This is a genomic window from Leclercia sp. W17 (assembly GCF_003336325.1).
Classification (GTDB): Bacteria; Pseudomonadota; Gammaproteobacteria; order Enterobacterales; family Enterobacteriaceae; genus Enterobacter.
In genome coordinates, this window is the sequence record NZ_CP031101.1 from 1,850,914 (window position 1) to 1,875,047 (window position 24,134).

The window sequence follows — 24,134 nt, forward strand, 5'->3', positions numbered from 1 at the left end:
ATGTGATTAAGAAGGCGCTATGACATCACCACTGCCCTCAGGGCAATCGTCATTATTGTTACAGATGACACAGCGCCTTGCGCTGTCCGATGCGCATTTCCGTCGGATATGTCAGTTAATCTACCAGCGCGCGGGGATTGTGCTGGCCGATCACAAGCGGGACATGGTCTACAACCGCCTTGTGCGTCGCCTGCGCACGCTCGGACTGGATGATTTTGGTCGCTATCTGGGGATGCTGGAAGCCAACCCAAACAGCGCGGAATGGCAGGCGTTTATTAACTCCCTGACCACCAACCTGACCGCCTTTTTCCGGGAAGCACACCACTTCCCGGTGCTGGCGGAGCATGCCCGCCGCCGCAGCGGTGAGTATCGCGTCTGGAGCGCGGCGGCGTCGACCGGGGAAGAGCCTTACTCGCTCGCCATCACCCTGGCCGACACGCTGGGTACCGCCCCGGGCCGCTGGAAGGTGATCGCCAGCGATATAGATACCGAGGTGCTGCAAAAAGCGCAGAGCGGGATCTATCGTCAGGAGGAGCTAAAAACGCTGTCACCCCAGCAGCTTCAGCGCTACTTCATGCGCGGCACCGGTCCGCACGAAGGGCTGGTGCGGGTGCGTAGCGAACTGGCAAATGCGGTGGAGTTCTCCATGGTCAACCTGCTGGAGAAGCAGTACAACGTGGCGGGGCCCTTTGACGCCATTTTCTGTCGTAACGTGATGATCTATTTCGACAAAACGACGCAGCAGGAGATCCTGCGCCGCTTTGTTCCGTTGCTCAAACCTGACGGTTTACTGTTTGCCGGGCACTCGGAGAACTTCAGCAATCTTGTGCGCGAGTTTAGCCTGCGTGGCCAGACGGTATATGCGCTGAGTAAGGATAAAGCATGAGTAAAATCAGGGTCTTGTCAGTTGATGATTCAGCGCTGATGCGCCAGATCATGACTGAGATTATCAACAGCCACAGCGACATGGAGATGGTGGCGACGGCCCCCGATCCGTTGGTAGCCCGGGATTTAATTAAAAAATATAACCCTGACGTGCTGACGCTGGATGTCGAAATGCCGCGCATGGACGGCATCGACTTCCTCGAAAAGTTAATGCGTCTGCGGCCGATGCCGGTGGTGATGGTCTCTTCGCTGACCGGCAAAGGGTCCGAAATCACCCTGCGGGCGCTGGAGTTGGGGGCGGTGGATTTCGTCACCAAACCGCAGCTCGGCATTCGCGAGGGGATGCTGGCGTACAGCGAGATGATCGCGGAAAAAATTCGTACCGCGGCCAGGGCGCGGGTTGCCACGCATAAGCCGCTGGCGGCCCCGACCACCCTGAAAGCTGGTCCGCTGCTGAGCTCGGAAAAGCTGCTGGTTATCGGCGCCTCTACCGGCGGAACAGAGGCAATTCGTCATGTACTCCAGCCATTGCCGCTCTCAAGCCCCGGTATTCTGATCACTCAGCATATGCCGCCAGGCTTTACCCGCTCGTTTGCGGAGCGTCTGAACAAGCTGTGTCAGATCAGCGTGAAAGAGGCGGAAGATGGCGAACGCGTTCTGCCGGGGCATGCCTATATCGCTCCGGGCGACAAGCATATGGAGCTGGCGCGCAGCGGCGCTAACTATCAAATCAAAATTCATGACGGGCCGCCGGTTAACCGGCACCGTCCGTCGGTGGATGTGCTGTTTCATTCGGTGGCGAAACACGCGGGGCGCAACGCCGTTGGGGTGATCCTGACGGGGATGGGCAACGATGGCGCCGCCGGAATGCTGGCGATGCACCAGGCTGGCGCCTGGACCATCGCGCAGAATGAAGCAAGTTGTGTGGTGTTCGGCATGCCGCGCGAGGCCATCAATATGGGTGGCGTCAGCGAAGTGGTCGATCTTAGTCAGGTTAGTCAGCAGATGCTGGCGAAAATCAGTGCCGGACAGGCAATACGTATTTAACGAGGAGTGTAGTTTTATGGCGGACAAAGAGCTCAAGTTTTTGGTTGTGGATGACTTTTCCACCATGCGTCGCATTGTGCGCAACCTGCTGAAAGAGCTGGGTTTTAATAACGTAGAAGAAGCGGAAGACGGCGTTGATGCGCTGAACAAACTGAATGCCGGCGGCTTTGGTTTTGTTATTTCTGACTGGAACATGCCGAACATGGATGGTCTGGAACTGCTGAAAACCATTCGTGCGAATGCTGCGATGGCCTCTATGCCTGTGTTGATGGTGACGGCTGAAGCGAAGAAAGAGAACATCATTGCTGCGGCACAGGCTGGCGCAAGCGGATATGTGGTGAAGCCATTCACCGCGGCAACCCTGGAAGAAAAACTCGGTAAGATCTTCGAGAAACTCGGCATGTGAGGTACGGGAGATGATGCAGCCTTCGATTAAACCTACGGATGAGCATTCACCCGGCGACATAATTGCCCGCATCGGCAGCCTGACGCGTATGCTGCGCGACAGCCTGCGTGAGCTGGGCCTGGATCAGGCGATTGCGGAAGCGGCGGAAGCGATTCCCGATGCCCGCGACCGTCTGGATTATGTTGTACAGATGACTGCCCAGGCGGCAGAGCGTGCGCTGAACAGTGTTGAAGCGTCGCAGCCGCATCAGGACGAGATGGAAAAGGGCGCAAAAGCGCTGACCAAACGCTGGGACGACTGGTTCGAAAATCCGATCGAACTCTCCGACGCCCGCGAACTGGTGACCGATACTCGTCACTACCTGAAAGCGGTGCCGGACCATACCAGCTTCACTAACGCCCAGCTGCTGGACATCATGATGGCGCAGGATTTCCAGGACCTTACCGGTCAGGTGATCAAGCGCATGATGGACGTGATCCAGGAGATTGAGCGTCAGCTGTTAATGGTGCTGCTGGAGAACATGCCGGAACCTTCCGCACGTCCACAACGCGAAAATGAAAGCCTGCTGAATGGCCCCCAGCTCGACACCACCAAAGCCGGTGTCGTGGCAAGCCAGGATCAGGTGGACGACCTGCTGGACAGCTTAGGGTTCTGATAACCTGCGTTTTGCTGGCATTGCCGGGTGGCGCTGCGCTTACCCGGCCTACAAAACCTGCAATATCATCATATTGTGCGGTCCTGGTAGGCCTGTGCAAGCGAAGCGCCCCCAGGCAAAAACGCCACCTGTAAAGGTGGCGTTTTTTTCCCTGGTTTTCCCTGTCGCAACCGAAAGCCCTAAATCAGCCCTTTTCACGCTCCTAATTAACGCATTGGTCAGGCGCGGCTTTGGCATCATATCGTCCAGACCTCTACCTGCGAGATGCTTGCCGTGGCAGAAGACAGCGACGACAAAACAGAAGCCCCCACACCCCACCGACTTGAAAAAGCGCGTGAGGACGGGCAAATACCCCGATCCCGAGAACTCACCTCGCTGCTGATTTTATTGGTTGGCGTGTGCATTATCTGGATAGGCGGGGAGTCCCTTGCCCGCAGACTGGCTGGTATGCTCTCGGCCGGGCTGCGCTTCGATCACAGCATGGTCAACGACCCTAACCTGATCCTCAGCCAGATTATCCTGCTGATCAAAAGCGCGATGGTCGCGCTGCTGCCGTTAATCACCGGCGTGGTGCTGGTGGCTATCGTATCGCCGGTGATGCTGGGCGGGCTGGTGTTCAGCGGGAAATCGCTGCAGTTCAAATTCTCCAAGCTGAACCCCTTGCCCGGCATCGCGAGAATGTTCTCCGCGCAGACCGCCGCCGAACTGCTGAAAGCGTTGATGAAAGCGACGCTGATGGGCAGCGTGGCGGGATTTTTTATCTGGCATAACTGGCCGGAGATGATGCGCCTGATCAGCGAGTCGCCGTTTACCGCCATGCGCAACGCGCTCAATCTGGTGGGGCTCTGTTCGCTGCTGGTGGTGCTCTCGATTATCCCGATGGTTGGATTTGACGTCTTCTTCCAGATCTACAGCCACATTAAAAAACTGCGCATGTCCCGCCAGGATATCCGGGATGAACATAAGCAGATGGAAGGTGACCCGCACGTTAAAGGGCGTATCCGCCAGATGCAGCGTGCTGCCGCCCGTCGCAGAATGATGGAAGATGTGCCGAGAGCGGATGTGATTGTCACCAACCCGACCCACTACTCCGTTGCGCTGCAATATGACGAAGACAAAATGAGCGCGCCTAAAGTGGTGGCGAAAGGGGCGGGGCTTATCGCGCTGCGCATCCGTGAAATTGGTAATGAAAACCGTATCCCGATGCTGGAAGCGCCGCCACTGGCACGTGCGCTCTACCGGCATGCGGAAATAGGACAGCAGATCCCGGGCCAGCTCTATGCCGCAGTCGCGGAAGTGCTGGCGTGGGTATGGCAATTGAAACGCTGGCGTCTGGCCGGTGGTCAACGGCCTGTTAAACCTGAGAATCTCCCGGTGCCTGCCGCGCTGGATTTTATGAACGAGAAGGACTCTGATGGCTAATCTGGTGGCAATGTTGCGCCTCCCCGGCAACCTGAAATCGACTCAATGGCAGATCCTTGCCGGGCCGATCCTCATCCTGCTAATCCTGTCGATGATGGTGTTGCCGCTGCCGGCATTCATCCTCGACCTGCTTTTCACATTCAACATTGCGCTCTCCATTATGGTGCTGCTGGTGGCGATGTTCACCCAGCGCACCCTGGAGTTCGCCGCGTTTCCGACCATCCTGCTCTTCACCACGCTGCTGCGTCTGGCGCTGAACGTGGCCTCCACCCGTATCATTCTGATGGAAGGGCATACCGGCGGCGCGGCGGCAGGTAAGGTGGTTGAGGCCTTTGGCCACTTCCTGGTCGGTGGCAACTTCGCCATCGGGATCGTGGTGTTTATCATCCTCGTGATCATCAATTTCATGGTTATCACCAAAGGTGCGGGGCGTATCGCAGAAGTGGGCGCGCGTTTCGTCCTGGACGGGATGCCGGGTAAACAGATGGCGATTGACGCCGATCTGAACGCCGGTCTGATTGGCGAAGATGAAGCGAAAAAACGCCGTGCCGAAGTGACCCAGGAGGCTGACTTCTACGGTTCGATGGACGGTGCGAGTAAGTTCGTTCGCGGCGATGCCATCGCCGGTATTCTGATCATGGTCATCAACGTGATCGGCGGCCTGCTGGTGGGCGTGCTGCAACATGGAATGGCCATGGGCCAGGCAGCAGAGAGCTACACGCTGCTGACCATTGGTGACGGTCTGGTCGCCCAGATCCCGGCGCTGGTGATCTCCACCGCAGCCGGCGTGATCGTAACCCGCGTTGCCACCGATCAGGATGTCGGCGAGCAGATGGTGGGCCAGCTGTTCAACAACCCGAACGTGCTGATGCTCTCTGCCGCGGTACTTGGCCTGTTGGGCCTGGTGCCGGGCATGCCGAACTTCGTCTTCCTGCTGTTCACCGCCGCACTGCTGGGGCTGGCCTGGTGGCTGCGCGGGCGTGAATCTAAACCGAAGGCTGAACCTGCACCCGTTAAAATGCCGGAAAACACCCAGGCAGTGGAAGCCACCTGGAACGACGTCCAGCTGGAAGATTCGCTGGGGATGGAAGTCGGCTACCGCCTGATCCCGATGGTCGATTTCCAGCAGGATGGCGAACTGCTGGGACGTATCCGCAGTATCCGTAAAAAATTCGCCCAGGACATGGGCTTCCTGCCGCCGGTGGTGCATATCCGCGACAACATGGATCTGCCTCCTGCGCGCTATCGCATTCTGATGAAAGGGGTGGAGATCGGCAGCGGAGACGCCTATCCGGGGCGCTGGCTGGCCATTAACCCTGGCACCGCGGCGGGTACGCTGCCGGGTGAACAAACTATCGACCCAGCCTTTGGCCTGGCCGCTATCTGGATCGAAAGTGCCCTGAAAGAGCAGGCGCAGATCCAGGGCTATACCGTGGTGGAAGCCAGTACCGTCGTGGCAACTCACCTTAACCACCTGATTGGTCAGTTCTCCGCAGAGCTGTTCGGCCGCCAGGAGGCGCAGCAGCTGCTGGATCGCGTCACTCAGGAGATGCCGAAGCTCACCGAAGATCTGGTGCCGGGTGTCCTGACCCTGACCACGCTGCACAAGGTGCTGCAGAACTTGCTCGACGAGAAGGTGCCGATCCGCGATATGCGTACCATTCTGGAAACCCTGGCCGAGCATGCACCGCTGCAGAACGATCCGCACGAGCTGACGGCGGTGGTGCGCGTGGCGTTAGGCCGCGCCATCACTCAGCAGTGGTTCCCGGGTACCGGCGAAGTGCAGGTGATTGGACTCGACACGCCGCTTGAGCGTCTGCTGCTGCAGGCGCTCCAGGGCGGCGGCGGGCTGGAGCCGGGGCTGGCGGATCGTCTGCTGGCGCAAACCCAGGAGGCGTTGCAGCGTCAGGAGATGCTGGGAGCACCGCCGGTGCTGCTGGTGAATCATGCCCTGCGTCCGCTGCTCTCGCGCTTCCTGCGCCGCAGCCTGTCGCAGCTGGTCGTGCTGTCGAATATGGAGCTGTCGGACAACCGCCATATCCGCATGACCGCCACCATCGGAGGCCAATAATGCGTAAATTACTCTGGTTACTGGCCCTGCCGCTGATGGCGCAGGCCGCAGGGGAGGGGGCATGGCAGGCCAGCAGTATCGGCCTGACCCTTACCCACCGTGGCGTGGCGGCTTCGTCACGCCCGCTGTCGGCGCAGCAGCCGGTATCGGGCCTGATGACTCTGGTGGCCTGGCGCTATGAGCTCAACGGCCCGATCCCCGCCGGGCTGCGGGTGCGGCTCTGTTCCCAGACGCGCTGTACCGAACTGGACGGGGCCAGCGGCACGACCCATGCGTTCAACAACGTGCCCGCCGTTGAGCCGCTGCGCTTTATCTGGGAAGTCCCCGGCGGTGGTCGCCTTATCCCGGCCCTGAAGGTCCAGCGTAACGAAGTGATTGTGAACTACCGCTAACCCTCTGACTCCATTCCGTTCGTCCGAACGGAATGGAGGTGTCGTTCAGCAGGCTTCGTTATTTTTCCTGCTGTTCTTGCCTGTTAATTTTTCCCTCGCTCTTTTCATTAAGAGAATATCTCTGGAAGTCAATAACCGGAGAATATACTCTACGCGCTGAGATAATGTGATATACATATCAATGATGGAACGCAATAATGCAAAAGGGAGCAGGTGTGAAATTGAGCTTTCGGCAAGTATGCCTGTTTTGGGGGGTTATGGATGTTTTATATCTGGCAACCTATGTCTGGAAGAGTAGTACCCAGGGGCGTATCCCTTTCGTTGATGATATTATCAATTTTAGCGCGCTTTATTCAGAACAGGGTGGCAGCTACTGGCTCCTTATTCTCTTTGTTTTGTCAATGATAACAACCCTGTCCATTATTTTTTCTGCCCTGTTTCTCCTTACCGCATGGAATAAGGTCGGCTACCTGGTAGCTGCGCAGACCCCCTTGCGCCTGCTGGTGGTTGTGCCGTCTCTTACCTTTTTACCCTGGATTATGAAATGGATTACTCCGGGGAACGTCGCGGTGGCGCTATTTTTATTGCTGGTTTCAGAGGCGCTAAAGGTCAGTTCGGTAATCATCTCAGGAAAATTAAATAAGTAATGCCTTAATCACTCAGGGATAGTGTTTTAAAAGGATGAAGGTATGCATAAAAGTATTAAGGATTGTTATTTCGACGGCTGGAAAAAGGCGTTCGTCTATAAGGGGCGAGCGACAAGAAGAGAGTTTTGGTTATTTATCGTCATTAATATAGCGATTGTTCTCGTTATTGCCGCACTGAGTTATTTCTTTCTCATAGCATTGATTGCCGATCGTACCGGTCGCGGGGGAATGATACTGGTGTGGGCCTGGTTTGTCTGGCTTCCGCTCAGGGCGCTTGCCCCGGTAATCTTGCTCGTACCAGTCGTCTCGCTGGGTATCCGCCGAATGCACGATGCAGGAAAATCGGGGTGGTGGTTTGGCGGGGCGCTACTCTTCATTCTGCTGATCCTGTCGCTCATTCTGACGGGTATTCATCAGGTTATGCTTATCCCGGTAGATAATCACTCTGCAGAGCTGGTGACAGCGTTCATCACTATTACGCTAAATGTATTAGCGGCTATCTCTATTCTCTGGCTTTGCTGCTTACCGACACAACCGTCTGAACAGACCGTTTAGTGATCGCTTTTTCGCCAGTTATCAGGCCATTCTGATGACTGGCTCGCAAAACTGACCCCTCCTTTTGAAGCAAAAGAAACGCTGTTTTATAAAACAGTGACACGCGTAGTAATTCTCTTTGCATTTTTGCCAGTTGCCGCCTGGCGGTGGCAGAAACAGAAAGGTATCCCGTAAGCGATACTCTTACTGTAACCGTCTAGTCACTCCCGTTGGCGTCGCGTTAACCGGGAGTCATCTAAAACTTACAGGGTCGACGGTAATGAAAACACGTAAAATTGGACTCGCGAACTATCTTGCTTACGGATCGGGTGATTTTCTCGGGGCAGGGACCACAGCGCTGACCGCTGCCTGGCTATTGTATTTCTACACCACCTTCTGTGGCCTCACGCCGATTGAGGCCACCTTCATCTTTGCGGCGGCAAGGGTTCTGGATGCCGTCGTCAGTCCGCTGATGGGCTTCCTGACCGATAACTTTGGCACCACCTGGCTTGGCAAACGCTTTGGCCGCCGCAAGTTCTTTATTCTGCTCGGCATTCCCTGCGTCTTCAGCTACTCGCTGATGTGGGTCGGCGATATGGGCTTCTGGTACTACCTGCTGACCTATCTGCTCTTCGATATCGTCTACACCATGATCCTGGTCCCGTACGAAACGCTGGTGCCGGAGATGACCGACGATTTCAAACAGAAAACCAAATTCTCCGGCGCGCGTATCTCCATGGCGCAGATGTCAGCGATTCTGGCCTCGTTCCTGCCGGGTATTCTGTTAACCCACTTCGGTAAAGACAATGCCATCTCCTTCTTCTATGCCAGCCTGGTCTTCTCGGTGCTGTGCGCCCTGATGCTGACCTTCGTCTGGTTCTTCACCTGGGAACGTCCGCGTGAAGAGTGGAGCGAAGCCGCGCTGCGTGCCGAAGAGGAGAAGAAAAAACTGACCCTCGGCCAGAGCCTGAACCGTCTGTTCGTTGAGCTGAGCTCTACCCTGCGGATCAAAATCTTCCGCCAGCACCTGGGGATGTACCTTGGGGGCTACATCGCCCAGGACGTATTCAACGCCGTCTTTACCTACTACGTGGTCTTTGTGCTGATGCAGGAAGCCTCTATGGCCTCGAATCTGCTGGGCACCATGGCTATCTTCCAGTTCCTGGCCGTTATCGCGATGATTCCGCTCTGCATCCGTTTTGGACCGGCACCGTCGTACCGCATGGTGGTGGTGCTGTTCGGTCTGGCGTCGCTCTCCTATGCCGGTTTGTATTACGCCGGTATGAGCGACATCTACGCACTGCTGCTGTTGGTCTCTGCTCTGGCGGGTCTGGGTCGCGGTGGGATCAACTATGTGCCGTGGAACACCTACACCTATATCGCTGACGTGGATGAAGTCATCACCGGCCAGCGCCGCGAAGGGATCTTCGCCGGGATCATGACGCTGACCCGTAAAGCGTCCCAGGCGGGAGCCATCATGCTGGTGGGTATCGTCATGCAGATGTCTGGCTTTGTCAGCGGCCAGAAGGTGCAGCCGGAAGGGGTAAGCCACACCATTCTGATGATCCTGAGCGTGGGCACTATTCTGGTGCTGACCTGCGGCTTCCTGGTGTCGCTGCGCTTTAAGCTGAATTTACAGACGCACAGTACGCTGCGTGAAGAGACGGCCAAAATGCGTGAATCTGGCCGCGCGATGCCGGAGGCCGCCACGCCGCAGGCCCGCGCCACGGTTGAGATGCTGGCCGGTATGCCTTACGACTGCCTGTGGGGAAACAACAACATCGGCTATCTGAACCGCAATAAACCCGCTGCACCGTCCCTGAAAGAACGTGCTCCACTGAATTCGACATACAACAGAGGTTAAGATTATGAAGGTTTGGCCTGTCAAACATAGCCCGTTACTGCGTCAGCCAGAGCGTTTTATCGCCAGAGATGAACTGAAAACGCTGATCCAAAACGTGACGCATAACCTGGTGAACATTCACGATAAAACCGGCGAGTTTTTACTGCGGCTGGACGACGGGCGGGTAATCGACACCAAAGGCTGGGCGGGCTGGGAGTGGACCCACGGCGTTGGTCTCTACGGTATCTGGCAATATTACTGCCAGACCGGGGATGAAGCGATGCGCGATATCATCGACAGCTGGTTTGCCGAGCGTTTTGCCGAAGGGGCCACCACCAAAAACGTCAACACCATGTCGCCGTTTTTGACCCTCGCATATCGCTATGAAGAGACGCGCAACCCGGCCTGGCTGCCGTGGCTGGAGAGCTGGGCGGAGTGGGCGATGAACGAGATGCCGCGCACCGATCACGGCGGTATGCAGCACATCACCCTGGCGGAGGAGAACCACCAGCAGATGTGGGACGACACCCTGATGATGACCGTCCTGCCGCTGGCGAAGATTGGTAAACTGCTCAATAAACCCGAATATGTGGAGGAGGCGGTCTATCAGTTCCTGCTGCACGTGCAGAATCTGATGGATCGGGAGACCGGGCTCTGGTTCCACGGCTGGAACTACGACGGCCACCACAACTTTGCCAACGCCCGCTGGGCGCGCGGCAACAGCTGGCTGACGATCGTTATTCCTGATTTCCTTGAGCTGGTGGATCTGCCGGAGAACAACGCCGTGCGCCGCTATCTGGTGCAAGTGCTGAACGCGCAGATTGCCGCCCTGGCGAAGTGTCAGGATGAGAGCGGCCTGTGGCATACGTTGCTCGACGATCCCAACTCCTATCTGGAGGCCTCGGCCACCGCCGGGTTCAGCTACGGGATCCTGAAGGCGGTACGCAAGCGCTATGTAGGGGCCGAATATGCGGAAGTGGCGGAGAGAGCCATTCGCGGGATCGTGAAGAACATCTCCCCGGAAGGCGAACTGCTGCAAACCTCGTTCGGTACCGGAATGGGCAGCGATCTGGAGTTCTATCGCCAGATCCCGTTGACCTCAATGCCGTATGGTCAGGCGATGGCAATCCTCTGTCTGACGGAGTATCTGCGCAAGTATTTTTGACCACTGCACTCCCCGGTGGCGCTACGCTTACCGGGGCTACAAACACAAAACCCGGCTTGCGCCGGGTTTTGTGTTATTGCGATAACCGGTTTTTGTAGGCCTGATAAGCGAAGCGTCATCAGGCATTAACCGGGCACCGATGTTACATACGTTCTACGGTTTCGATACCCAGGGTATCCAGACCCAGCTTCAGGGTCTTCGCCGTCAGCTGCGCCAGCTTCAGGCGGCTGTTGCGTACCGCTTCGCTCTCGGCAGAGAGGATAGGGCAGTGCTCGTAGAAGCCGGAGAACAGGCCCGCCAGATCGTACAGGTAGGCACACATCACGTGCGGGGTGCCGTCGCGGGCGACCACGGAGAGCGTCTCTTCGAACTGCAGCAGACGCGCCGCCAGCTGCGCTTCACGATCTTCAGTGATGGTCACCTGCGTCCGGGCCAGCACGCTTTCATCGATCTCAGCCTTACGGAAGACAGACAGCACACGGGTGTAGGCATACTGCATGTACGGTGCGGTGTTACCTTCGAACGCCAGCATGTTATCCCAGTCGAAAACGTAGTCGGTGGTCCGGTTCTTGGAGAGATCCGCATATTTCACCGCACCGATACCGACGGCGTTGGCCAGTTTTTCCAGCTCATCGGCAGGCATATCCGGGTTTTTCTCCGCGACCAGACGACGGGCACGCTCCAGCGCCTCGTCCAGCAGATCCGCCAGCTTCACGGTACCGCCCGCACGGGTTTTGAACGGCTTGCCATCTTTACCCAGCATCATGCCGAACATGTGGTGCTCCAGCGGTACGGAATCCGGTACATAGCCCGCTTTACGCACGATGGTCCACGCCTGCATCAGGTGCTGGTGCTGACGGGAGTCGATGTAATAGAGGACGCGATCCGCATGCAGGGTTTCATAGCGGTATTTCGCGCAGGCGATATCGGTGGTGGTGTAGAGGAAGCCGCCATCCTTTTTCTGGATGATGACGCCCATCGGTTCGCCTTCCTTGTTTTTGTACTCGTCAAGGAACACCACCGTCGCGCCTTCGCTTTCGACCGCCAGGCCTTTGGCCTTCAGATCGGCCACGATACCGGCCAGCATTGGGTTATAGAGGCTTTCACCCATCACGTCCTTACGGGTCAGGGTGACGTTCAGGCGGTCATAGGTGATCTGGTTCTGGGACATGGTGATGTCCACCAGCTTGCGCCACATCTCAAGGAAGTAGGCATCGCCGCCCTGCAGTTTCACTACGTAGCTACGGGCGCGCTCGGCAAAGGCTTCATCTTCGTCGTAGTGCTTTTTCGCATCGCGGTAGAAGCCTTCGAGGTCCGCCAGGGCCATTTCACCGGCATTTTCCTGCTGCTGCTTTTCCAGCCAGGCGATCAGCATCCCGAACTGGGTGCCCCAGTCGCCGACGTGGTTCGCGCGGATCACGTTGTGGCCAAGAAACTCCAGGGTGCGCACCGCGGCATCACCGATGATGGTGGAGCGCAGATGGCCGACGTGCATCTCTTTCGCCACGTTCGGGGCAGAGTAGTCAACGACGATGGTCTGAGGCTGCGGCTGCGCCACACCCAGACGATCGGACTGCAACGCGGCATCAACGTTCTGCGCCAGGAAGGCAGGATCGAGGAAAATGTTGATAAAGCCCGGTCCGGCGATTTCGGTTTTGCTGGCAATACCGCTGAGATCCAGATGGGACAGAACCTGCTCTGCGAGTTGTCGTGGCGCCATGCCCAGTTTTTTCGCTACGGCCATCACGCCATTGGCCTGATAGTCGCCAAACTGTACTTTCGCGGACTGACGAACCTGCGGTTCACAGTCTGCAGGTGCGCCTGCAGCAATCAGTGCCTGACTGACTTTTTCTGAGAGAAGAGCCTGAATATTCACCGGGATACCTTACATTTTTGACGCGCGCATCACGTTGCCGCGCCCGTTAACGAATTTAGGCCGGGAGTATACTGCAATTGCCCGTTGCCGTCAGCACTGGCTCAAAACAGCGGTTGGTCGCAGGCCAGCAACAGAGTAAATTAACGCTTTTGCATGACGATAAGAGTACTGATGATGGCGAACTGGCAATCTATTGACGACCTGCAGGATATTGCAGCCGATTTACCGCGTTTTACTGACGCCTTTGCGGCGCTTTCCGCTCGCCTGGGTCTGGATATCGCACCGCTCGCGGCGGACCACATCTCCCTGCGCTGCCATCAGAATGCCACGGCGGAGCGCTGGCGGCGCGGGTTTGAGCAGTGCGGCGAACTGCTCTCGGAAAACATCATCAATGGTCGTCCTATCTGTCTCTTTAAGCTGCATGAACCCGTCTGCGTCGCCCACTGGCGCTTTACGGTGGTTGAACTGCCGTGGCCGGGTGAAAAACGCTACCCCCACGAAGGCTGGGAGCATATCGAGATTGTCCTGCCCGGCGACCCGGAAACCCTGAATGCCCGCGCCCTGGCGCTGCTCTCTGATGAGGGCTTAAGTCAGCCGGGCATTTTTGTGAAAACCAGCTCGCCAAAAGGGGAGCGCGAGCGCCTGCCAAATCCGACCCTGGCGGTTACCGACGGCAGCGTGACGGTGAAGTTTCACCCCTGGACAATCGAAGAGATTGTCGCCAGTGAACAATAAAGCGAAAGAGTTGTGAGGTGACGCTGTGTCGCGGGGAAGGCGGCATGGCATGATGCAAAACCCAACAGGCTATAAGGAGGCTTCGTGGCATTGCTGGAGATCTGTTGTTACAGCATGGAGTGCGCCGTGACCGCGCAGGCGCATGGCGCCGATCGCATTGAACTCTGTGCCGCCCCGAAAGAGGGCGGGCTGACCCCCTCTTATGGGGTGCTGAAATCGGTGCGTCAGGCGGTGAGCATTCCGGTTCACCCGATTATTCGACCCCGTGGCGGGGACTTTTGCTACAGCAGCGGTGAATTTAACGCCATGCTTGAAGATATCGCCCTGGTGCGTGAGCTGGGGTATCCGGGGCTGGTGACCGGCCTGCTCGATGAGGATGGCCATATCGATATGCCGCGCATGCGCCAGATTATGGCCGCCGCAGAGGGGATGGCGGTAACTTTTAATCGCGCCTTCGATATGTGTGTAAATCCGCGGCAAGCCTTTGAAAACCTCGCGGAACTGGGGGTTGCGCGTGTGCTGACTTCGGGTCAACACGCCTCCGCCGAAAAAGGTATTTCATTAATTAAGGAACTAAAAGCGCAATCAGGTGTTCCAATAATAATGGCGGGTGCTGGCGTTCGCGCCGCCAATCTGGAGACGTTTTTACAGGCAGGGGTGGAAGAGTTACACAGCTCGGCAGGCAAGTGGTTGCCGTCACCCATGCGCTATCGCAACACAGGCTTGTCGATGTCCACGGATGCCGATGCGGATGAATATTCCCGCTACGGCGTCGAGGGAGAGTCGGTTGCAGAGATGAAGGCGATAATTGAAAAGTATTGTCGCTAAACCAGTTTTTACCGCGCATCATGTCGCCCAATATGATGCTTGTTTGTACCAGGCCCCTGCAATTTCAACAGGGGTCTTTTTTTGTCTCATTTTTGAGAACGCAGAACCGTTCCTGATACTATTTATGTTCTTAAAGCTATGAAGAAAAATAATAGAATAAAGGGCTTACAGCGGCTACCCGATCCGGCTGAAAATCGCCGAAGCGTTTCCGGAAGGCCGGGGCGAGGCGCAGGGATGCGCCGAGAGGGCATAGCCTGCAGGGATGCAGGCTGGTGCCCGACCCGAAAGCCTGAAGGAATAAGCTGAGGGTCACCGCGAAGCGGCGATTTTCTTTGCCGGGAGCCGGGATTGTGAAGGGGGCGGCGGCGAGCCCCCTTCACACGTTCACGGGTGACGCTGTTGACAGAGAAGCGCAGAACGTAAGGTGAACGGAACCACCACCTCAGTCGCATGTTTCCCCTTACTCCAGCCCTCTCCTTCAAGGGAGAGGGAGCAAATCATGTAGGGCTGGGAAGGAAAATCAGGGCTTAGTGGCAATCAACACCGCGCGGACCGGGGCTGGATAACCCTCAATCGTTTTGCTGCTGTCATTCGGATCGAGGAACTCGGCCAGAGATTCGGTGGTCATCCACTCGGTGCGGCGCTGTTCGTCGGTAGTGGTAGGGCAGACATCCGCGATGCGGATATCGACAAAACCGCACTTCGCCAGCCAGTTTTTCAGCGCCAGCGCCGACGGAATAAAGTAGACGTTACGCATCTGGGCATAGCGATCCCCAGGCACCAGCACGGTGTTCTCATCCCCTTCAACCACCAGCGTCTCCAGCACCAGCTCACCGCCGTTGACCAGCTGATCTTTCAGCTGCCAGAGGTGTTCCAGCGGGGAGCGGCGATGGTAGAGCACGCCCATGGAGAAGACGGTGTCGAACGCCGCCAGCGCCGGGAGTTGCTCAATCCCCAGCGGCAGCAGGTGCGCACGCTGGTCGTTGCCCAGCAGTTTGCGCACCGCTTCGAACTGGCAGAGGAAGAGCTGGGTCGGGTCGATGCCTACCGCCAGATGGGCGCCTGCGCCAATCATACGCCACATGTGATAGCCGCTGCCGCAGCCGACATCCAGAATGGTGCGTCCGGTTAAATCAGAGAGGTGCGGCAGCACGCGCTCCCACTTCCAGTCTGAACGCCATTCGGTGTCGATCTGCATGCCGTAGAGGGAAAACGGCCCTTTGCGCCATGGCATCAGGTTGCGCATCAGGTTTTCGAGACGCAGCATCTGGCCTTCGCTCAGCGGCTGTTCGCTCTCGGCGGTAACGCTGTGCAGCAGGTCGAGCTTATAGGGCGTCATCTCCGGCAGAAATTCCACCGCATTTTTCCACTGCTTAAACTGGCCGTGCAGGGATTCACGCTGCCAGGCGGCAATCTGAGCGGGCAGGGTTTCCAGCCAGTGGGAGAGGTGGTTTTTGGCAATCAGCTGATAAAAGTTACCGAAATCAATCATGCGTTACCGCCTTTCAGCGCCACCAGTGAGCCAAAGTTGAAGCACTGGAACCACAGCTCGCTGTGCGCGAATCCGGCCTTGTGCAGTCGGGCTTTGTGGGTCTCAACCGAATCGGTCAGCATCACATTTTCCAGCATGCTGCGCTTCTGGCTAATCTCCAGCTCGCTGTAGCCGTTGGCACGTTTGAAATCGTGGTGCATGTTGAACAGCAGTTCGCCGACGGTGGCATCTTCGAAACTGAATTTTTCCGACAGCACCAGGGCGCCGCCAGGGTTAAGCCCCTGATAAATTTTGTCCAGCAACAGCTGACGGTCTTCGGGCACCAGGAATTGCAGGGTAAAATTCAGCACCACCATCGAGGCGTTTTTAATCTCGATATGGCGGATATCGCCTTCGACCACTTCTACCGGCGTCGGGGCTTTCCAGGCGTCGATATGGCGGCGGCAGCGTTCAACCATGGCCGGTGAGTTGTCCACAGCGATAATTTTGCAACCGTCGTGCTTAATATTACGACGAACCGACAGCGTGGCTGCGCCCAGCGAACATCCCAGATCGTAGACCTGCGTGTCCGGCTGAACAAAACGTTCCGCCAGCATGCCAATCATGGAGATGATATTAGAGTAGCCGGGGACCGAGCGCTGGATCATATCCGGGAAGACTTCAGCCACCCGTTCATCAAAGGTCCAGTCGCCCAGACTGGCGATAGGCGCAGAAAAAAGCGTGTCGCGATCTGACATAACGTAAAAATCCGGGATAAATAAAGGGGCGTATTGTGCGCTAATGCAGGGAGAAAACCAACTCCCAGGGCATATACCACAGGTTAGCCAGCACCATTAGCACAAGCGAACACCAGGTCGCGCTCATGCCGGAGCGGCGCCAGCGGAACAGGCGCTGATGGAGACCATAGTAGTGCATCAGGCGCCCAAGGATCAGCAGCAGGCCGCAGACATGCACCATCCAGGTCTCCGCGCCATTCATTTCCATAAATAACAGCAAGATCAGTGCTGTCGGGAGATACTCCACCGCATTGCCATGAATGCGGATTGCGGTTTGCAACTCAGAGAAACCTCCGTCGCCATAAGAGACGCGGTACAACATCCGCAGGCGCGCAATATCGAACGAAAACTTGATTAACAGTAACGCACCCAGTACCGCATACAGCGCGCAAACCATACAAACTCCCTGTTTTTTGGCAGATGGCACTTCTATGATAGGGGGTGAGCTCAGAAAAGAGAAGATTGTTGCGGGATCGTGGGAGCGTCGCCAATGGACGGCGCCACGGCCTGCAAGGCGTGCCAGAGAGCATCGACCAGTTGCGGCACCTGGGCGATATCAGGGGTATGCAAAAAAAGATACGGCGTGGCGGTCTGTTCCCACTTCGCCAGGGTCTGTAACCAGACAGCAAACAGCGCCTGGTTTTGCGGCATGTTGTCGCTGCCGATAAAACGCACCATTGGATTGCTGGCGGTCATTACCGCATGAACCGGTACCTTCGGTTTTTTACGCTGGGCATCGATGATGGCCTCGTTGTGCGGCACGGCGGCGTGAACCGGGCGGCTGTCGAGAATGGTGCGATTGATGCCCCGCTCATGCAGACCGCGGTTAAGCGCTTTCTCCGCCTCGCCTTTCATGAAGAACTCAGGATGACGAACCTCAACGCCATAAGTGAACTCCCGGGGCAGGGCATCAAGAAACTGCCATAGCGCGGGCAGATCGCGTGGGCCAAAGGTGGCGGGGAGCTGCACCCAGTACTGGCCGATGCGGTTGGCCAGCGGCGACAGGCGGGTAAAAAATTCTGCGGTTAAATCGTCACAGTTACGCAGCGCAGCCTGATGGGAGATGGTGGCCGGGAATTTAAAGCAGAAACGAAAGTCGTCGCTGGTCTGCTCTCGCCAGCGCGCCACCACTTCAGGTTTAGGCAGGGCATAGAGCGTGGTGTTACCCTCCACACAATTAAAGTGGCGGGCGTACTCTTCAAGACCCGTTATGCCCAGCCGCACCCATTTCGGGTGCGACCATTGGGGTAACCCCAGATAGATCATAGTGCGTTGATTATCTCTTCGGTGCTGCGTACCCGGCCAATACGCGGGAAGATATTCGTCATACTGCCGAGGTGCTGCTCGGCCGAGGCTGCGCTGCAGGCATCTTCGGCGATCACCAGGTTAAAGCCCAGCTCCCAGGCGTTGCGGGCGGTGGATTCGACGCCAATATTGGTGGAGATCCCACACAGAATGATCGTATCGATGCCGCGACGACGCAGCTGTAACTCAAGATCGGTGCCGTAAAACGCGCCCCACTGGCGCTTGGTCACTTCGATATCGCTCTCTTGCTTACCCAGTGACAGCGGGTAGTCCCACCAATTTTCCGGCAGAGCATGGGCAGGGGCTTGTGCATCTACCGGCTGCTTCAGCGCCTCGGCGAAATCAGCGGACCAGCCCACGCGGACCATCACCACCGGCGAGCCGCTGGTGCGGCATTTTTCCGCCAGACGTGCGCTGCGGCTGACCACATCCTGAGCGGTATGCGGGCCACCGGCAAAGGGCAGGATCCCTTCCTGTAAATCAATCACCACAAGGGCGGTACGGGCAGCGTCGAGTGTGAACATGGTTTTTCCTGTTAAATAGTGAGCCATGCTAATACCTTACGCTGAGCCAGCCTGTCCCAGGTCTGATATTTTTGTTAAATTTTGTGAGAATATGCAAGATGCGAGCAGCAAACGCGCGCATGGCGCGCTTCTCTCTTATCGTCTGGCGGAATTTCCAGTATAATAGCCGCCTTTTTTCATCCAGTTTGACATACAAAAAGCTGCGACATAGTAGCCTGCGGCTAAGTTAAGGGATATCTCATGCGTACAGAATATTGCGGGCAGCTGCGTCAGTCCCACGTCGGACAGCAGGTGACCTTGTGTGGTTGGGTCAACCGTCGTCGTGATCTTGGCAGCCTTATCTTTATCGATATGCGCGACCGTGAAGGCATCGTGCAGGTGTTTTTCGATCCAGACCGCGCCGATGCGTTAAAGCTGGCAGCTGAACTGCGTAACGAGTTCTGCATCCAGGTGACCGGTACCGTGCGTGCGCGTGACGAGAAAAACATCAACAGCGACATGGCGACCGGCGAAATCGAAGTGCTGGCGACCGATCTGACCATCATCAACCGTTCAGAATCGCTGCCGCTGGATTTCAACCACGTCAATACCGAAGAAGCGCGTCTGAAATATCGCTACCTCGATCTGCGTCGCCCGGAAATGGCCGAACGCCTGAAAACCCGCGCGAAAATCACCAGCCTGGTGCGCCGCTTTATGGACGATCACGGTTTCCTCGATATCGAAACCCCGATGCTGACCAAAGCGACCCCGGAAGGCGCACGCGACTACCTCGTGCCATCCCGCGTCCATAAAGGCAAATTCTACGCGCTGCCACAGTCTCCTCAGCTGTTCAAACAGCTGCTGATGATGTCCGGTTTCGACCGCTACTATCAGATCGTCAAATGCTTCCGTGACGAAGACCTGCGCGCTGACCGTCAGCCAGAATTTACCCAGATCGACGTCGAGACCTCCTTCATGACTGCCGAGCAGGTGCGTGAAGTGATGGAAGCGCTGGTGCGCAGCCTGTGGCTGGACGTGAAGGGTGTGGATCTGGGCGAATTCCCGATCATGACCTTCGCCGAAGCAGAACGCCGTTACGGCTCCGACAAGCCAGACCTGCGTAACCCGATGGAGCTGGTGGACGTTGCCGACCTGGTGAAAGGCGTAGAGTTTGCGGTCTTCTCCGGCCCGGCTAACGATCCGAAAGGCCGCGTGGCTGCCCTGCGCGTACCGGGCGGTGCGAGCCTGAGCCGTAAGCAGATCGACGACTACGGTAACTTCATCAAGATTTATGGCGCGAAAGGCCTGGCTTACATCAAAGTCACCGAGCGCGCGAAAGGCATCGAAGGCATCACCAGCCCGGTGGCGAAATTCCTGAATGCTGAGATCGTCGAATCCATCCTGGCGCGCACCGAAGCCCAGGACGGCGACATGATCTTCTTCGGGGCAGACAACAAGAAAGTGGTTGCCGATTCAATGGGCGCACTGCGTCTGAAGTTGGGTAAAGATCTGAACCTGACCGACGAAGCCAAATGGGCACCGCTGTGGGTTATCGACTTCCCAATGTTTGAAGACGACGGCGAAGGCGGCCTGACCGCTATGCACCACCCGTTCACCTCGCCGAAAGATATGAGCGCGGCAGAGCTGAAAGCGGCGCCGGAAGATGCCGTGGCGAATGCCTACGATATGGTCATCAACGGCTACGAAGTGGGTGGCGGTTCCGTGCGTATTCACAGCGGTGAAATGCAGCAGACCGTGTTTGGTATTCTGGGCATTAACGAACAAGAGCAGCGCGAGAAGTTTGGCTTCCTGCTGGATGCCCTGAAGTACGGCACGCCTCCGCACGCGGGCCTGGCCTTTGGTCTGGATCGCCTGACCATGCTGCTGACCGGTACCGACAACATTCGTGATGTTATCGCCTTCCCGAAAACCACCGCCGCGGCCTGTCTGATGACCGAAGCGCCAAGCTTTGCTAACCCAACCGCCCTGAGCGAGCTGGGTATCGAAGTGGTGAAAAAGGAAGAGAAAAACTGATATGGCATATAAGCTTCCCGTTTCCGTGTTAGTGATCATTTATGCAGAAGACACGAAGCGGGTGCTGATGTTGCAGCGACGCGACGATCCCGCCTTCTGGCAGTCGGTAACCGGCAGCCTGGAGGAGGGAGAAACCGCGTTGCAGGCCGCCGCGCGTGAAGTAAAGGAAGAGGTCACCATTGATGTTGCTCGCGAGCAACTGACCCTGAAGGACTGTCAGCGCACGGTGGAGTTTGAAATTTTTAGTCATTTACGTCATCGCTATGCGCCGGGGACTGAACGCAATACAGAATCATGGTTCTGCCTTGCGCTTCCCCACGAACGGGAGATCGTGTTCACCGAACATTTGACCTACCGCTGGGTTAATGCGACCGAAGCTGCGGCGTTAACCAAGTCGTGGAGCAACCGGCAGGCGATTGAAGAATTTGTAATTAACGCCGCCTGAAAGGGCGCGCTCTTTGAGGATATTTTTATGGCAGGTCATAGTAAGTGGGCCAACACCAAACACCGCAAAGCGGCACAGGATGCCAAACGCGGTAAGATCTTTACCAAAATCATTCGCGAGCTGGTCACCGCAGCCCGTCTGGGTGGCGGCGATGCCGGTTCCAACCCGCGTCTGCGCGCAGCGATCGATAAAGCGCTGAGCAACAACATGACCCGCGACACCCTGAACCGTGCTATCGCCCGTGGCGTAGGCGGCGATGAAGACGCGAACATGGAAACCATTATTTATGAAGGTTACGGTCCTGGCGGTACAGCGGTCATGGTTGAATGTCTGTCCGACAACCGTAACCGTACCGTGGCGGAAGTGCGTCATGCCTTCAGCAAAACCGGTGGCAACCTGGGTACCGACGGTTCCGTTGCCTACCTGTTCAGCAAAAAAGGCGTCATCTCCTTCGAGAAAGGCGACGAAGATGTGATCATGGAAGCGGCGCTGGAAGCCGGTGCTGAAGATGTGGTGACCTATGACGACGGCGCGATTGACGTCTATACCGCATGGGAAGAGATGGGCGCGGTGCGTGATGCACTGGAAGCGGCGGGCCTGAAAGCCGACGCGGCTGAAGTCTCCATGATCCCGTCCACCAAAGCGGATATGGATGCGGAAACCGCACCAAAACTGCTGCGTCTGATCGATATGCTCGAAGATTGCGACGATGTGCAGGAAGTCTACCACAACGGTGAAATCTCCGACGAGGTTGCGGCTACGCTGTAATGGCCCAACGTAAACCAATAACCGGAGCGGCGTGATGGCAATTATTCTCGGTATTGACCCGGGCTCACGCATCACCGGTTATGGCGTTATCCGTCAGGTCGGGCGACAGTTGACCTACCTGGGCAGTGGGTGTATCCGTACCAAAGTGGACGATCTGCCGTCGCGCCTGAAGCTGATCTATGCGGGCGTGACGGAGATCATCACCCAGTTTCAGCCGGACTATTTCGCCATTGAACAGGTATTTATGGCGAAAAACGCCGACTCGGCGCTGAAGCTTGGCCAGGCGCGCGGCGTGGCGATTGTCGCGGCGGTGAATCAGGATCTGCCGGTGTTTGAATACGCCGCACGGCAGGTTAAGCAGACCGTGGTGGGAATTGGCAGTGCGGAAAAAAGCCAGGTGCAGCACATGGTGCGTACCCTGCTTAAACTGCCCGCCAATCCGCAGGCGGATGCTGCCGATGCCCTGGCGATCGCCATTACCCATTGCCACATCAGCCAGAATGCGGTGCAGATGAGCGAATCGCGGCTCAATCTGGCGCGCGGTCGATTGCGCTAAATGTAAAAATCAGGCTGGATGTTTATCCAGCCTTTTTTTATTATGGCAGCGGTAACTTTTAGCCCTTAACGCAGGAGCGTCACGTGATAGGCAGACTCAGAGGCATCATTCTAGAAAAACAACCCCCGATAGTGCTGCTTGAGACCGGAGGCGTGGGCTACGAAGTCCATATGCCGATGACCTGTTTCTATGAATTGCCGGACGCGGGCAAGGAAGCGATTGTCTTTACCCACTTTGTGGTGCGTGAAGATGCCCAGCTGCTGTATGGCTTTAACAACAAGCAGGAACGCACCCTGTTTAAAGAGCTGATTAAAACCAACGGCGTGGGGCCAAAACTGGCGCTGGCGATCCTCTCCGGGATGTCGGCTCCGCAGTTTGTTAACGCCGTAGAGCGTGAAGATCCCGCTGCCCTGGTTAAGCTCCCTGGCATCGGTAAGAAAACGGCCGAGCGCCTGATTGTCGAGATGAAAGATCGCTTTAAAGGTCTGCATGGCGATCTGTTTACCCCTGCCGCCGACCTGGTGCTGACCTCACCGGCTGGCCCGGCAACAGACGATGCGGAACAGGAAGCGGTTGCCGCGCTGGTGGCGCTGGGCTATAAACCTCAGGAAGCGAGCCGGATGATTAGCAAAGTGGCTAAACCGGACGCCACCAGTGAAACCCTGATTCGTGAAGCGCTGCGCGCCGCATTGTGAGGTAAAGGATGATTGAAGCAGACCGTCTGGTCTCGGCAGGCAGTGTTCAGACAGAAGATCTGGTGGACAGGGCGATCCGCCCGAAACTGCTTGATGAGTATATTGGCCAGCCGCAGGTGCGTTCGCAGATGGAGATCTTTATCCAGGCGGCGAAACTTCGTGGCGATGCCCTCGATCACCTGTTGATTTTCGGCCCGCCGGGGCTCGGGAAAACGACCCTCGCAAATATCGTCGCCAATGAGATGGGCGTGAACCTGCGCACCACCTCCGGCCCGGTGCTGGAAAAGGCAGGGGATCTGGCGGCGATGCTGACCAACCTTGAACCCCACGACGTGCTGTTTATCGATGAGATCCACCGCCTGTCACCGGTGGTGGAAGAGGTGCTCTATCCGGCGATGGAAGATTACCAGCTGGATATCATGATTGGCGAAGGTCCGGCAGCGCGTTCGATTAAAATTGATCTGCCGCCTTTCACGCTGATTGGCGCCACCACCCGCGCGGGGTCGTTAACCTCACCGCTGCGCGATCGTTTCGGCATTGTGCAGCGTCTTGAGTTTTATCAGGTGCCCGATCTCCAGCATATCGTCAGCCGCAGCGCGCGCTTTATGGGGTTGGATATGAGCGAAGAGGGGGCCTTTGAAGTGGCGAAGCGTTCCCGCGGGACGCCACGTATTGCCAACCGGCTGCTGCGCAGGGTGCGTGATTTTGCCGAGGTGAAGCACGACGGCACTATTTCGCATGAGATCGCCGCCCAGGCGCTGGATATGCTTAATGTCGATGCCGAAGGATTTGACTATATGGACCGCAAGCTGCTGCTGGCGGTGCTGGATAAATTCTTTGGCGGGCCGGTCGGGCTGGATAACCTGGCGGCAGCGATTGGCGAAGAGCGTGAGACGATTGAAGATGTGCTGGAGCCCTATCTGATCCAGCAGGGCTTTTTGCAGCGTACGCCGCGCGGGCGCATGGCGACGGTGCGGGCCTGGGATCACTTTGGCATTACGCCGCCGGAGATGCCGTAACTGGCGGTTGGTTTTAAGTAGGCCCGGTAAGCGTA

25 protein-coding genes are annotated in these 24,134 nt (G+C 57.0%); 19 read left to right on the plus strand and 6 right to left on the minus strand.

Annotated features, from left to right (window positions below; translation table 11 throughout):
* The first annotated feature begins 19 nt into the window (after positions 1 to 19).
* The 11 genes from cheR to DVA44_RS09120 all read left to right on the plus strand — a co-directional run bounded on the left by cheR (position 20) and on the right by DVA44_RS09120 (position 11,067).
* On the plus strand, positions 20 to 886 hold the full coding sequence (gene cheR / locus DVA44_RS09070; protein ID WP_114314596.1) for a protein-glutamate O-methyltransferase CheR: 867 nt from the start codon (positions 20 to 22) through the stop codon (positions 884 to 886).
* Positions 883 to 1,932, plus strand: coding sequence for a chemotaxis response regulator protein-glutamate methylesterase (locus DVA44_RS09075; RefSeq protein WP_114314597.1), 1,050 nt, complete (start codon positions 883 to 885; stop codon positions 1,930 to 1,932). Before cheR ends, DVA44_RS09075 begins: the two co-directional genes overlap by 4 nt.
* Positions 1,933 to 1,948: 16 nt before the next feature.
* Complete coding sequence (cheY, locus tag DVA44_RS09080) at positions 1,949 to 2,338, plus strand: chemotaxis response regulator CheY (RefSeq protein WP_032611971.1); 390 nt, start codon at positions 1,949 to 1,951, stop codon at positions 2,336 to 2,338.
* 10 nt (positions 2,339 to 2,348) lie between these two features.
* A complete protein-coding gene (gene cheZ, locus DVA44_RS09085) occupies positions 2,349 to 2,993 on the plus strand; it encodes a protein phosphatase CheZ (RefSeq protein ID WP_103822399.1) in 645 nt (214 codons plus the stop codon).
* 273 nt (positions 2,994 to 3,266) lie between these two features.
* Positions 3,267 to 4,415: a flagellar biosynthesis protein FlhB gene (gene flhB, locus DVA44_RS09090; protein WP_103822515.1), complete on the plus strand. Its 1,149-nt coding sequence runs from the start codon at positions 3,267 to 3,269 to the stop codon at positions 4,413 to 4,415.
* Positions 4,408 to 6,486 (plus strand): flagellar biosynthesis protein FlhA, encoded by a 2,079-nt coding sequence (gene flhA / locus DVA44_RS09095; protein WP_114386385.1) that lies wholly within the window; start codon positions 4,408 to 4,410, stop codon positions 6,484 to 6,486. Before flhB ends, flhA begins: the two co-directional genes overlap by 8 nt.
* Positions 6,486 to 6,878, plus strand: coding sequence for a flagellar protein FlhE (locus DVA44_RS09100; RefSeq protein WP_114386387.1), 393 nt, complete (start codon positions 6,486 to 6,488; stop codon positions 6,876 to 6,878). The genes flhA and DVA44_RS09100 overlap by 1 nt, the downstream gene beginning before the upstream one ends.
* 197 nt (positions 6,879 to 7,075) lie before the next feature.
* Positions 7,076 to 7,525 (plus strand): hypothetical protein, encoded by a 450-nt coding sequence (locus DVA44_RS09105; protein WP_114386389.1) that lies wholly within the window; start codon positions 7,076 to 7,078, stop codon positions 7,523 to 7,525.
* A 42-nt stretch (positions 7,526 to 7,567) separates the two neighbouring features.
* Complete coding sequence (locus DVA44_RS09110) at positions 7,568 to 8,080, plus strand: DUF805 domain-containing protein (protein WP_114386391.1); 513 nt, start codon at positions 7,568 to 7,570, stop codon at positions 8,078 to 8,080.
* 259 nt (positions 8,081 to 8,339) lie between these two features.
* Positions 8,340 to 9,923 (plus strand): MFS transporter, encoded by a 1,584-nt coding sequence (locus tag DVA44_RS09115; RefSeq protein ID WP_114386393.1) that lies wholly within the window; start codon positions 8,340 to 8,342, stop codon positions 9,921 to 9,923.
* Between the two features lie 4 nt (positions 9,924 to 9,927).
* Entirely contained in the window at positions 9,928 to 11,067 is a 1,140-nt protein-coding gene (locus DVA44_RS09120) for a glycoside hydrolase family 105 protein (protein WP_114386395.1), read from the plus strand.
* 142 nt (positions 11,068 to 11,209) lie between these two features.
* On the opposite strand, the gene argS is transcribed toward DVA44_RS09120, so the two are convergent.
* Complete coding sequence (gene argS / locus DVA44_RS09125; protein ID WP_114386397.1) at positions 11,210 to 12,943, minus strand: arginine--tRNA ligase; 1,734 nt, start codon at positions 12,941 to 12,943, stop codon at positions 11,210 to 11,212.
* 174 nt (positions 12,944 to 13,117) lie between these two features.
* Between argS and DVA44_RS09130 the strand changes: the two genes are divergently transcribed.
* Positions 13,118 to 13,678, plus strand: a complete 561-nt coding sequence (locus DVA44_RS09130) for a VOC family protein (RefSeq protein WP_114317068.1) — start codon at positions 13,118 to 13,120, stop codon at positions 13,676 to 13,678.
* 84 nt (positions 13,679 to 13,762) lie between these two features.
* Positions 13,763 to 14,506, plus strand: a complete 744-nt coding sequence (cutC, locus tag DVA44_RS09135) for a copper homeostasis protein CutC (RefSeq protein WP_114386399.1) — start codon at positions 13,763 to 13,765, stop codon at positions 14,504 to 14,506.
* Positions 14,507 to 15,026: 520 nt separating this feature from the next.
* Here cutC and cmoB read toward each other — a convergent pair.
* Genes cmoB through DVA44_RS09160 form a run of 5 tightly spaced genes read right to left on the minus strand, consistent with a single transcriptional unit; the run spans position 15,027 to position 18,603 of the window.
* Positions 15,027 to 15,998, minus strand: coding sequence for a tRNA 5-methoxyuridine(34)/uridine 5-oxyacetic acid(34) synthase CmoB (gene cmoB, locus DVA44_RS09140; RefSeq protein ID WP_103822389.1), 972 nt, complete (start codon positions 15,996 to 15,998; stop codon positions 15,027 to 15,029).
* Complete coding sequence (gene cmoA / locus DVA44_RS09145) at positions 15,995 to 16,735, minus strand: carboxy-S-adenosyl-L-methionine synthase CmoA (protein ID WP_103822388.1); 741 nt, start codon at positions 16,733 to 16,735, stop codon at positions 15,995 to 15,997. Before cmoA ends, cmoB begins: the two co-directional genes overlap by 4 nt.
* A 40-nt stretch (positions 16,736 to 16,775) precedes the next feature.
* Positions 16,776 to 17,171 (minus strand): MAPEG family protein, encoded by a 396-nt coding sequence (locus DVA44_RS09150; protein ID WP_114314606.1) that lies wholly within the window; start codon positions 17,169 to 17,171, stop codon positions 16,776 to 16,778.
* 50 nt (positions 17,172 to 17,221) lie between these two features.
* Positions 17,222 to 18,040, minus strand: a complete 819-nt coding sequence (locus DVA44_RS09155; RefSeq protein ID WP_114386401.1) for a DUF72 domain-containing protein — start codon at positions 18,038 to 18,040, stop codon at positions 17,222 to 17,224.
* Complete coding sequence (locus DVA44_RS09160) at positions 18,037 to 18,603, minus strand: hydrolase (RefSeq protein WP_103822386.1); 567 nt, start codon at positions 18,601 to 18,603, stop codon at positions 18,037 to 18,039. Before DVA44_RS09160 ends, DVA44_RS09155 begins: the two co-directional genes overlap by 4 nt.
* A 240-nt stretch (positions 18,604 to 18,843) precedes the next feature.
* Here DVA44_RS09160 and aspS point away from each other — a divergent pair, with 240 nt between their 5' ends.
* From aspS to ruvB, 6 genes are all read left to right on the plus strand, one after another.
* A complete protein-coding gene (aspS, locus tag DVA44_RS09165; protein ID WP_114386403.1) occupies positions 18,844 to 20,616 on the plus strand; it encodes an aspartate--tRNA ligase in 1,773 nt (590 codons plus the stop codon).
* Position 20,617: 1 nt separating this feature from the next.
* Positions 20,618 to 21,061, plus strand: coding sequence for a dihydroneopterin triphosphate diphosphatase (nudB, locus tag DVA44_RS09170; protein WP_103180066.1), 444 nt, complete (start codon positions 20,618 to 20,620; stop codon positions 21,059 to 21,061).
* A 27-nt stretch (positions 21,062 to 21,088) separates the two neighbouring features.
* On the plus strand, positions 21,089 to 21,829 hold the full coding sequence (locus DVA44_RS09175; RefSeq protein ID WP_103180065.1) for a YebC/PmpR family DNA-binding transcriptional regulator: 741 nt from the start codon (positions 21,089 to 21,091) through the stop codon (positions 21,827 to 21,829).
* A 34-nt stretch (positions 21,830 to 21,863) separates the two neighbouring features.
* Positions 21,864 to 22,385 carry a crossover junction endodeoxyribonuclease RuvC gene (gene ruvC / locus DVA44_RS09180; RefSeq protein ID WP_103180064.1) on the plus strand — a complete coding sequence of 174 codons (522 nt, stop codon included), beginning with the start codon at positions 21,864 to 21,866 and terminating at the stop codon, positions 22,383 to 22,385.
* 83 nt (positions 22,386 to 22,468) lie between these two features.
* Positions 22,469 to 23,080: a Holliday junction branch migration protein RuvA gene (gene ruvA, locus DVA44_RS09185; RefSeq protein WP_103180063.1), complete on the plus strand. Its 612-nt coding sequence runs from the start codon at positions 22,469 to 22,471 to the stop codon at positions 23,078 to 23,080.
* A gap of 8 nt (positions 23,081 to 23,088) precedes the next feature.
* On the plus strand, positions 23,089 to 24,099 hold the full coding sequence (gene ruvB / locus DVA44_RS09190; RefSeq protein ID WP_103180062.1) for a Holliday junction branch migration DNA helicase RuvB: 1,011 nt from the start codon (positions 23,089 to 23,091) through the stop codon (positions 24,097 to 24,099).
* Positions 24,100 to 24,134 lie beyond the last annotated feature (35 nt).

Bases quoted from the DNA above. Each gene is read 5' to 3' on its own strand.
- cheR (WP_114314596.1), top strand. From the start codon at position 20: ATGACATCACCACTGCCCTCAGGGCAATCGTCATTATTGTTACAGATG.
- DVA44_RS09075 (WP_114314597.1), top strand. From the start codon at position 883: ATGAGTAAAATCAGGGTCTTGTCAGTTGATGATTCAGCGCTGATGCGC.
- cheY (WP_032611971.1), top strand. From the start codon at position 1,949: ATGGCGGACAAAGAGCTCAAGTTTTTGGTTGTGGATGACTTTTCCACC.
- cheZ (WP_103822399.1), top strand. From the start codon at position 2,349: ATGATGCAGCCTTCGATTAAACCTACGGATGAGCATTCACCCGGCGAC.
- flhA (WP_114386385.1), top strand. From the start codon at position 4,408: ATGGCTAATCTGGTGGCAATGTTGCGCCTCCCCGGCAACCTGAAATCG.
- DVA44_RS09100 (WP_114386387.1), top strand. From the start codon at position 6,486: ATGCGTAAATTACTCTGGTTACTGGCCCTGCCGCTGATGGCGCAGGCC.
- DVA44_RS09105 (WP_114386389.1), top strand. From the start codon at position 7,076: ATGCAAAAGGGAGCAGGTGTGAAATTGAGCTTTCGGCAAGTATGCCTG.
- DVA44_RS09110 (WP_114386391.1), top strand. From the start codon at position 7,568: ATGCATAAAAGTATTAAGGATTGTTATTTCGACGGCTGGAAAAAGGCG.
- DVA44_RS09115 (WP_114386393.1), top strand. From the start codon at position 8,340: ATGAAAACACGTAAAATTGGACTCGCGAACTATCTTGCTTACGGATCG.
- DVA44_RS09120 (WP_114386395.1), top strand. From the start codon at position 9,928: ATGAAGGTTTGGCCTGTCAAACATAGCCCGTTACTGCGTCAGCCAGAG.
- DVA44_RS09130 (WP_114317068.1), top strand. From the start codon at position 13,118: ATGGCGAACTGGCAATCTATTGACGACCTGCAGGATATTGCAGCCGAT.
- cmoB (WP_103822389.1), bottom strand. From the start codon at position 15,998: ATGATTGATTTCGGTAACTTTTATCAGCTGATTGCCAAAAACCACCTC.
- cmoA (WP_103822388.1), bottom strand. From the start codon at position 16,735: ATGTCAGATCGCGACACGCTTTTTTCTGCGCCTATCGCCAGTCTGGGC.
- DVA44_RS09150 (WP_114314606.1), bottom strand. From the start codon at position 17,171: ATGGTTTGCGCGCTGTATGCGGTACTGGGTGCGTTACTGTTAATCAAG.
- DVA44_RS09155 (WP_114386401.1), bottom strand. From the start codon at position 18,040: ATGATCTATCTGGGGTTACCCCAATGGTCGCACCCGAAATGGGTGCGG.
- DVA44_RS09160 (WP_103822386.1), bottom strand. From the start codon at position 18,603: ATGTTCACACTCGACGCTGCCCGTACCGCCCTTGTGGTGATTGATTTA.
- aspS (WP_114386403.1), top strand. From the start codon at position 18,844: ATGCGTACAGAATATTGCGGGCAGCTGCGTCAGTCCCACGTCGGACAG.
- nudB (WP_103180066.1), top strand. From the start codon at position 20,618: ATGGCATATAAGCTTCCCGTTTCCGTGTTAGTGATCATTTATGCAGAA.
- DVA44_RS09175 (WP_103180065.1), top strand. From the start codon at position 21,089: ATGGCAGGTCATAGTAAGTGGGCCAACACCAAACACCGCAAAGCGGCA.
- ruvC (WP_103180064.1), top strand. From the start codon at position 21,864: ATGGCAATTATTCTCGGTATTGACCCGGGCTCACGCATCACCGGTTAT.
- ruvB (WP_103180062.1), top strand. From the start codon at position 23,089: ATGATTGAAGCAGACCGTCTGGTCTCGGCAGGCAGTGTTCAGACAGAA.